Source organism: Marinobacter sp. UBA5687, from assembly GCF_002420325.1.
GTDB lineage: Bacteria > Pseudomonadota > Gammaproteobacteria > Pseudomonadales > Oleiphilaceae > Marinobacter > Marinobacter nauticus.
Map to the genome: position 1 here is coordinate 1 of NZ_DIHV01000060.1, position 8832 is coordinate 8832.

General features: G+C 57.3%; 9 protein-coding genes. 3 read left to right on the forward strand and 6 right to left on the reverse strand.

The window, feature by feature from the left end; genetic code table 11:
• Positions 1–46: 46 nt before the first annotated feature.
• Positions 47–1096, reverse strand: a complete 1050-nt coding sequence (locus B3Y70_RS06350) for an alpha/beta hydrolase (RefSeq protein WP_286894207.1) — start codon at positions 1094–1096, stop codon at positions 47–49.
• Positions 1097–1177: 81 nt separating this feature from the next.
• Here B3Y70_RS06350 and B3Y70_RS06355 point away from each other — a divergent pair, with 81 nt between their 5' ends.
• Positions 1178–1402, forward strand: coding sequence for a DUF2007 domain-containing protein (locus tag B3Y70_RS06355; protein WP_011785634.1), 225 nt, complete (start codon positions 1178–1180; stop codon positions 1400–1402).
• 4 nt (positions 1403–1406) lie between these two features.
• On the opposite strand, the gene thpR is transcribed toward B3Y70_RS06355, so the two are convergent.
• Complete coding sequence (thpR, locus tag B3Y70_RS06360; RefSeq protein ID WP_011785633.1) at positions 1407–1943, reverse strand: RNA 2',3'-cyclic phosphodiesterase; 537 nt, start codon at positions 1941–1943, stop codon at positions 1407–1409.
• A 74-nt stretch (positions 1944–2017) separates the two neighbouring features.
• Here thpR and B3Y70_RS06365 point away from each other — a divergent pair, with 74 nt between their 5' ends.
• Positions 2018–3013, forward strand: coding sequence for a CobW family GTP-binding protein (locus tag B3Y70_RS06365; protein ID WP_288589428.1), 996 nt, complete (start codon positions 2018–2020; stop codon positions 3011–3013).
• 25 nt (positions 3014–3038) lie between these two features.
• On the opposite strand, the gene B3Y70_RS06370 is transcribed toward B3Y70_RS06365, so the two are convergent.
• The 3 genes from B3Y70_RS06370 to B3Y70_RS06380 all read right to left on the reverse strand — a co-directional run bounded on the left by B3Y70_RS06370 (position 3039) and on the right by B3Y70_RS06380 (position 7085).
• The gene (locus B3Y70_RS06370; RefSeq protein WP_011785631.1) at positions 3039–3899 is read right to left on the reverse strand and encodes a DUF6160 family protein; all 861 of its coding nucleotides are present in this window, start codon (positions 3897–3899) and stop codon (positions 3039–3041) included.
• A 96-nt stretch (positions 3900–3995) separates the two neighbouring features.
• On the reverse strand, positions 3996–5819 hold the full coding sequence (locus B3Y70_RS06375) for a choice-of-anchor D domain-containing protein (RefSeq protein ID WP_199451860.1): 1824 nt from the start codon (positions 5817–5819) through the stop codon (positions 3996–3998).
• 243 nt (positions 5820–6062) lie between these two features.
• Entirely contained in the window at positions 6063–7085 is a 1023-nt protein-coding gene (locus B3Y70_RS06380; RefSeq protein ID WP_023010841.1) for a helix-turn-helix transcriptional regulator, read from the reverse strand.
• A 199-nt stretch (positions 7086–7284) separates the two neighbouring features.
• Between B3Y70_RS06380 and B3Y70_RS06385 the strand changes: the two genes are divergently transcribed.
• Entirely contained in the window at positions 7285–7956 is a 672-nt protein-coding gene (locus tag B3Y70_RS06385) for a class I SAM-dependent methyltransferase (protein ID WP_222197944.1), read from the forward strand.
• 7 nt (positions 7957–7963) lie between these two features.
• Here B3Y70_RS06385 and B3Y70_RS06390 read toward each other — a convergent pair.
• On the reverse strand, positions 7964–8832 hold an 869-nt coding region (locus B3Y70_RS06390), incomplete at its 5' end, for a PA2778 family cysteine peptidase (protein ID WP_288589429.1).

An 8832-nucleotide genomic window follows, 5' to 3' on the forward strand; every position in this document is an offset into this window, starting at 1 on the left:
GCTGTACGTCAGGCGAAAGCCGGCTGAGTAGCGCCGGCACCAGCTGCTATTGCTGTTCCACTTTCTGAAGAAACACCGCGATGTCTTCAAACGCCTCGTCTGCCTCAGGAAGAAGTGGCGTGAAGATGTGCCATACATGAACCATGTTCTGCCAGGTGTGAAGCTCCACCGGTGAACCCTGGGCTTTTGCTTTGGCAGCGTAACGCGTGGCGTTGTCCAGCAGCATTTCCGTGGTGCTTGCGTGGATAAGCACGGGTGGCAGCTTGTTAAGCTCACCCCGCAGAGGTGATGCAACAGGGTTGGTGGGAGAGATTCTGAACGCGGCAAGTGTTCCCCACCACAACACGGGCAGCGGGATTTTGGACAAACCACCAAACACCGGGCCCAGGAGTGGGTCCGTGCGAATATTTTCGCGATTGCTCGGCGCCGTAAGCGTAAGATCCGTGGAGGGTGACAGGGCAACGGCGGCATCAGCCTGCCGCAGGCCATTGTCGCGAATCCACGCCAGCAGTGACAGGGTATGGCTGCCGCCCGCCGAGTCTCCGGCAACCACCATGAAGTCGACGGGCGCTTTGCCGTCCGGGCCATGATTCAGCAACCATGCATAGGCCTGGCGGCAGTCCCGAATGCCATCCATGAACCGGTGTTCGGGCATAAGCCGGTAGTCAACCGCAAAAACGGCAGCATTGGCAATCCGGGAAAAACGGTCGGTAATCGCCCGGTGACTTCGAGGGCTGCCAGCAGCCCAGGCACCGCCGTGAATATAGAGCACACGTCGGCGGGAATCGGCCCCGGGCGCCAATATCCATTCTCCACGCGGATGATCCTGATGACGGATGTCCGATTCGATATCCACGCCTTCACCCAGGCTATCCAGGTGATTGCGGAGGGCGATCAGCCGGGCTTTGCCTTTCAGGCCACGGGAGGCGCGCCCCATGTCCTTGATGCGTTCTATGACCTCATCATGAGCCGGGTTTGGAGCAACTTCCTTGATAACCCAGTCCTGGCCGTCGTACTCGGAAAGATCCTTTACCCGGAAGATCAGCAGTGTGATCAGGACAACAAGAGTAACGACAGCGAGCAGAAACCAGAGCATGGACAATCCTTGGGGCGCGAGACACAGGGCATGTGGACGACTATAGTCGAAACAGCGTTAAGCATATAGGAGTGCTCCGTTTTGCAAATAGCCTATCGGGCCCGGGATATTACCGAGGCTCACATCATTGCTGGCCTGCTGCGTGCCAATCACATAGAGGCGCACGTAGGCGGACATTATCTGCAGGGCGCGCTGGGCGAGATCGGCGCAGCCGGCTTTACCAACGTGCATGTCGCTGACGAAGACTGGGTTCTCGCCAGAGCCTTGATTGAGGACTACGAGGCAAACCGACTTGAGCAATCCTGAGGCTTCAGGTGGTTAACGGATAGCGTTCCAGTACGGTATAGACCGAGCCGCTTTGGCCTGGACTGCTTTCAAACAGTGCAAAGCCCTGAACCGGCCAACTGCCAAACCGGGTCCTCTGGTAGTGCTCGATCAGCCCGGCCACCGAGCCTGCGCCAGCCCGAAAGCGGCTCAGTGTGATGTGAGGTTTGAATGAGGGATTCTGGAGAGTGAAGCCGTCGTTGATGAGCCTTTGGGCAAGGGTGCGTTGCAGTCCCCTCAGTTCTGCCTCGGGGGAGACTCCCGCCCATAGGATTTTCGGGCTCTCCTCCTTGCCGAAGCAACCCAACCCGGCGGCTTCCAGCTTAAAAGGCGTATGGGTCACCTTTCTGGCGTTATCCCGAGCCTGGATTACCTGTTCGGCCTCCACCTCTCCCAGAAACGCCAGGGTTAGGTGAAGCTGGGTTTTGCTTTGCCAGCGGGCACCTTTAATGTCAGTTTTTACCTTTAAGAGGCTGGTCTTGATCGACTCAGGAATTTCCAGCCCGAAGAACAGTCTTGGCATTAACTCCTCCATAGTCGGGACGTAGCCCGGCCTGGTCAATGTTGTTATAGTATAACGTTTTTGAGGCCCGAATTATGTCCAACATTACCCGCCCGATTCCCACCAACCTGATACTCGGGTTCCTTGGCGTTGGCAAAACCACTGCCATTCTGGACCTTCTGCGCCAGAAACCGGAAGGGGAAACCTGGGCGGTACTGGTGAACGAGTTCGGCGAGGTGGGCATTGACGGTGCCATCCTGGAAACCGAGGGAGCGGTGGTGCGCGAGGTGCCGGGGGGCTGCATGTGCTGTGTCGCGGGGCTGCCCATGCAGATCGGCCTGAACCAGCTGATTGCCAGAGCCAAGCCGGATCGTTTGCTGATTGAGCCCACGGGCCTGGGCCATCCGTCCCAGATTCTCGATACCCTGACTGGAGAGCATTATCAGGATGTCCTGGCGTTGGGGCCGGTGATTACTCTGGTGGATCCACGCAAACTCGAGAACCCGAAAGTGCTTGAGAATGTGCAGTTCCGGGATCAGATCGAAGCTGCCGATATTCTGGTCGCCAACAAATCGGATCTTTGCACGGCACAGCAACTCTCGGCGTTTGAAGACTGGGTTGCCACACTGCCCCTGACGAAGCGTGCCGTTTACACGACAAGCCAGGGACATTTGGCGCCCGAGTGGCTGGACGGTGAGATGGAGCGTCAGCCGGTATCCAGCCCGGATGCTCATCAACAGCGGGCTGCGCTTGATCTTCGCCCCCCGGCACCGTCTCTGGACGACCAGCCCTGGCAGCGGATGACCAACCGTGGTCAGGGGCATTACAGCCTGGGCTGGCGCATCCACCCGGAAATTCAATTCTCGGAGGCGTCTCTACTGGCAACGGCGATGGACGAACGTCTGGTGCGGTTCAAGGCCGTTGTGCATACCCTGGATGGCTGGCGAGTGATCAATCAGGTGGAAGGTGCGTTGACCGTTCAGCCCTGTGAGCCGGGAGAACAATCGCGGATTGAATTGATCAGTTCAGAGCCCTTGGCGGAGAGCGATCTGGATCTGGAAATGAAACGCGCCGCCGGGTTGGCAGAGTGAGGGCCCGGAACGGGCCCTCGGTGCATTACTGGTGACCGTAGATTCTCATGCGGGTGTTCTGCACTGAGAGGTTGTCCAGTGTCAGGGAGCCGATGCTGGTTCCGCCCACCAGAACCTGGCCAATCTTCATGTCTGCGTCAAACTGCTGCAGATCAATCGCCAGGGAATCGTCCGAGCTGCCGAAGCGTTGGTCTTTGTAGACCTCCACTACGATATCCGCGGCGGCATCCAGAATGGTCGGGCCATTGCCGCCAGTTGCTTTGTCAGCAACCTTTTCGAGATAGGTATTCTTGGTGAGCTGCAGGTCACGAATACCGATCGCGAGGAAGTCGACATCGATATCCAGATCGGAAATACCGACCTTTGTGTCCAGGGTCAGCTTGTCGGTCGCGGTATCCACCGTGATGCCGACCTTGTTGAAGATACCTCTCATTGAAAAGTTGCTTGCCAGCAGGGTGGAGTCTGTGTTGCCCTGCAGGCTCCATTCACCGGTTGTCACGCCAAAATCGATAGGAGCTGCGGTGATTGGCAGTACGTTGATGATGGCGTCGCCATCCGCGGCAACGTCGATCTCGATCTTGATATTATCGATCAGGTCGGTGTAGTCCTTGAAGGCCAGGCTTCTGCCGATCTCGATGTCTTTGAACATCTCATCCTCATAGCCGGCGCCAGCACCGCCGATGCTGATGTCCTTGATGGCGAGAGAGCCCTCATCGGTATATCTGAATTCACCAATGTTTACTTTGGTTTCGAGCTCGATGGTGACACCGGCCTGGCCGGTGATGCTGCCCATCTGAGCATCGTCGATGGGTTTAAGCTCTGCCTGCGCGGCAAACGGCGCGCCGATGATAGCCAGTGCTAGCAGATTTCTTTTCAGGCTTTTCATTGCATTGTTCCTTTTTTGATTTTGTTTTTACTGCGTGTAAGGTTCACGGCCAGCTAGTGCCAGCCGTGAACCTGCTTCCGGCGATGCCGGAATTCCTCAGAATTGCGGAGTGAGCTCAAGGTTGATGGTGTTGCCCGGGCCAGTCATGAACTGGTTGAGCAAGCTGGTGAGCAGCCCGCAGTTCTCCAGAGCGCCCAGTTCGTAGACGCCGCTGACCTCGCCGCCCGTTGCCGGGGAGAAGTTAGAGCCTTCAACGGATTTGAGTTCGATGTTGATCGGTTCACGGGTTTGGCACTCGGAACCGCCACCGATGCGAACTGGCAGCCAGCCAAGCTTGATGGCAACCTTGGGTACTTTCACATACAGCTTGGAATTTGCGGTCAACTTGCCATTCACAAGTGTGCCGGTGGTAACCTCTGCCTGCTCAAACTCCACGTTGGCTGCCGCATTGATCTTGCTGAAAAGCAGTTTGATGGAGAAGTTGCCAGAGGTAGGCAGTACTTCCAGATCGGCTTCAAAGGTGCCTGAGGCAATGTCCAGCAGTGTGGCAATGGAACCGTTCAGCGGCAGGGTGCCTCCGGTTGCATTGATCAGAGTAGAGCCCTGCAGACCGAGCAGCAGCTCAAGTTCGGAACCTCCGGTCGGTTCCTCGTAAGACTCGGCTGTGACGCTGACAGAGGTTTCCGCAGTTTCCGGGTCGTTGGAGCGAACGACAAGCGTTGCGTTGCTTACACCCGGTGCCCCGGCGGTGTAGTTCAGATCAATGGTGCAGCTTTCACCTGCGGCGACCGTTGTACAGTCATTGGTCTGAATGAAGTCCGCCGCATTGGCGCCAGTCAGGGTGATGCTGTCAATCTGCAGAGCAGCGTTGCCGTTGTTGTCTACGGTAACCTGTGCAGTTGCGCTGGTGCCTGACAGAACGCGACCCAGATCAACGGATTCCGGCGTTACCGAAATTTCCGGAGTGGGTGCCAGAGTTCCCTTGCCAGAGAGCGGAACGCTTACAGACTCGTTCTCCGGATCGGTAGATTCGATGGTCAGAGTAGCGTTGCGAGTACCTTCGGTGCTTGGAGCAAAGGTTACGTCGACAGCGCATGAAGCTTCGGGCGCCAGGCTGGAGCCGCACTGATTGGTGACAGTGAATACATCGGCGTCGGTTCCATCAATGAAGATGTTGCTGAGGCCAAGGCCGGTGTTGCCGGTGTTGGTAATGGTCACACTCTGCTGCGCACTGAGGCCAGCCTGTACTGATCCAAAGCTGATGTCTTCAGGGGTAATACTGATGCGTGGTGTTTCAACAACGTCTCCGCCTACAGTCACTGTCTGAAGCAGGTTGTTCTGATCCGGCAGCTGAACACAGTCGGTTGTGATTTCGCCGATTGGTGCGGGTGCGATGTCGCCGTTGGCGGTGCGCGCGATCAGGTCCAGCCGTAGAGCGCCTACCCTGATTTCCAGTTCGCCGACATCATCTGCGGTAACCAGGAATTCCGGTGAAGTGCCGGTAGCCGGGACATTGAATTCGCCGGAGGTTTCCGGAACCGGTGTCGGTGGTATATCAAGAGTGACGATCTGCTCTACCGTTCTGCCCGGTGTGGTAACGCTGTTGAAGCTGGTGGCAACCCCTTCAAGAGTGGCTGATTGAACCAGTTTCAGGCCGGTGCGGGCATCGTCGTTGACAACGGTGATCGCGTCTACGGTGAAGGCCGGTATCGTTTCTCCCACTGATGCTGCCGAAGGAATATCAGCACTGATGGTGGCACGGATCGGTTGATCACCGATGAGTGGAAACGGGCACTCAAATGCCAGCTCGGTGGATACTTGCTCGGCGGAGGCATTACCTGCGCCTCCCGCCATCAAAGCCGCCGCGGCAATCGCGGGGCCGAGCTTGCGGACACTCGTATTGAGGTTCCTGAGTTTCATGAGTTCGTCCTCTGTACGTCGTTATTTGTTGTAGTGGGTTGCAGACAACACCGATAAGGACTGCTCAATCGGACTTGCAAAGATCCCTTTGCCATACGTGTTCACGTATGAGTGCAGCGTTATTAGACGGGGAGAGGGTGCCGCGGGTCATTGCTTGTCGCGGCACCGTTTTTGTTCAAAGCGGAGAGAGGGGAAGGGATTGTCTAAACCGTGAACGGTGTCAAAACGAAAAGTGAGCTGTGTTCACTTTTTTGAGCGGGCTTGCCGCCGAACGTCGCCAGGGGTTGTGCCCGTCCAGGATCGATAGGCTTTGGTAAAACCGGCCTGGTCACTGAACCCCAGCTTCTCGGAGATCGACTCCAACGGTACGTTGGTGTCTTTCAGATAAAGGGTGGCGAAGCTTTCGCGAATTTCGTTCCGTAATTCCCTGAACGATGTGCCGGCGCTAGCAAGATGCTGGCGCAGGGTGCGCGGGCTGATATCCAGGCGCCGCGCAATGTTTTCGGTGGTGCAGGGGCGGCCGGGCTGGCTCATGATCAGTTCGCGAACCTGCATCGCGGTCTCGTCGGCTTCCAGATTGCCGGGTTTTCGATGGCATCGGGTACGGGCTACCAGAAACTCCAGGTTAGCCTCACTTTTGGGGGCTGGTGAGCCTTTCAACGGCATGGTTACCTGAGCAACCGGTGCCTCGAATTCGAACTCGCATCCAGGGGCCAGGAGTTGCCAGTCATCCAGCGAGGCAGACGACGGAAAATCAAACTGGAAGTTGAAGTTGCTGCAAACCTGGCAGGAGATACGGTGAATGCTGCCCATATAGATTTTGGTCAGGCAGGGTCTCAAGTCCTCCACGCCCCAGGTATCGATCAGCCGGATGCGGAATGTGGAGCCGGTCGATTCCAGTTCCATGTCCATCAATGGCAGGCCTACGCGCAGGTATTGGACGATCATGCTCACCAGGCGTCGTGGATTTTCCTGACCCAACATGGCGAACCCGAGAAGGCCGTGACTGGGCAGGTCCAGTTGTTGGCCAAATTCGAATGCCGCGCGTTCGTCGGTCATCAGCCAATCCGCCTGTCGCAGCAAATCCATGACCTGATGCATCGACAAGCTGGCGTCCGGGTTATTCAGCATTTCGTCGGTGATGCCGGTATTGGCAAGAATGGTATGCCGCTTTACACCGCGATGTTCCATAAAACGGACAAAACGGCGGGCATAGCGAGCCGAGACGATCGGCACTTCCAGTGCAAGTTCAGATGACGTTTCCATGTTCCGGTCTCTGAGCCGGGGCAGTTCCCGGGCATTTAGTCTTGAATTGAACTGTTGTTATCATTCAAGAGGTACAAGCCGACTCCTCTCTGTTCGGTGCCAGTATAGGCAGCGCACGATGGGTGCTTTTACGTATCCGGTCACAAACTCGCCGCATGGCCGGATATGACAATGAAACTTTTGTCAGGTTGAAACGTTCATGATCGAAACACCGCAATCTTCCGCGCAACAGAAGGCGCTCTGCCCGGTGTGTGAAGACGCTGAACTGGCGCCCTTTCGCGAAGTGGGGCAGCAACGATATTTTCGTTGTGGCCAGTGCGAAGCCACGGTGATGGCCTCCGAGTGTCGGCTTTCCGGCTCCCGGGAGCGAGCCGTCTATGAATTGCACAACAACAATGCGGACGATCCCGGCTACCGGCGCTTTCTTTCAAAGCTGGCCCAGCCCCTGCTGGGGCAGGTTTCCCCCGGAGCACAGGGGTTGGACTTCGGCTGTGGCCCCGGTCCGGCATTGGCCAGCATGCTGGCGGAAGCGGGATTGCACATGACCCTGTACGATCCGTTCTTTTACCCGGACGCCGCCGCGTTGGATCGGCAATACGATGTTATTACCTGTACCGAGGTTGTGGAGCATCTGCATCATCCAGCCGAAGTGTTTCGCATGCTGGACAGCCTGCTCCGGCCCGGAGGCTGCCTGGGTATCATGACTTGCTTCCAGACCGACGATGCCCGTTTCGATAACTGGCACTATCGGCGCGATCCCACCCATGTGGTGTTCTACCGTGAGCAGACATTCCGCTGGCTGGCCCAGCATTATGGCTGGGATCTGGAGATTCCCGTGAAAGACGTTGTGCTCCTGCGAAAATCCCTGTGACCGCCTGTTAGTGGGCGTTTGAGGGGCAGGCGGGAATCTGGGGGCAGGCGGCGGCATCTGCCGCGTGTGATCGGGCCTCATCCTGTAGCGGTTTAAACCGTTTCGGTGCCAGCCCGGCTGCACACTCGGAGGCCTGTCTGGCTCTAGCCGGACAGCCTGCATCGTTGAGTGCGATGGCGAGGTTGTTCCAGCCTTCGGAGAACCCGGGGAACTTCTCGACCACCCTCAGGAAACTGCCCACGGCATTCTGAAAATGACCTAGCTGGTACTGCAGGTTGGCGTTTGCCATTAACGGTGTGGGCTGCTCGGGCCATCTCGTGATGGCAGTTTGGTAGGCTCGCTGGGCCGCCAGGGTGTGGCCTGTTGTCTCAAGATCGTGGGCCGCCTGGAGGTAGGGCAGCATTTCAGCACTTGCGGGTGTTTGATCGGGGGGCAGAATGACTGCAGCCCATCGCTCAGCCTTGCTCCAGGTGTTGTAAAACACCTTGTATGGCATTTCATAGTGGCGCCGTGTATCCGTGTTCAGGATGAAGACCTGTTCCGTGCTGTCGTAGCCCACCACCACCGCAAAATGCCATTGCGGCCACCAGCTCAGACGAAGATTCTGCATAACCAGGACCGGATTTCCGGCCTCAACCTCGGCCAGAATGGCCTCTGGTTCCGGTTCCAAACGGTACACCAGCATGTCGTGGGCCCGTGCGCCGGCAACCATTTCCACTTGCAGGGAGCCTTCCTTGCCCGGCAGGTAGACCAGCTCTTTCAGAATGTCCGGATTGGTCGCCAGCCCCTGTGCGTTCAGCATCATGGCCAGGGAGGCGGGACCGCACTGGTACTTCTCCTGCGGATAGAAGGGCACCTGTTCCAGCAGCTTTTCCG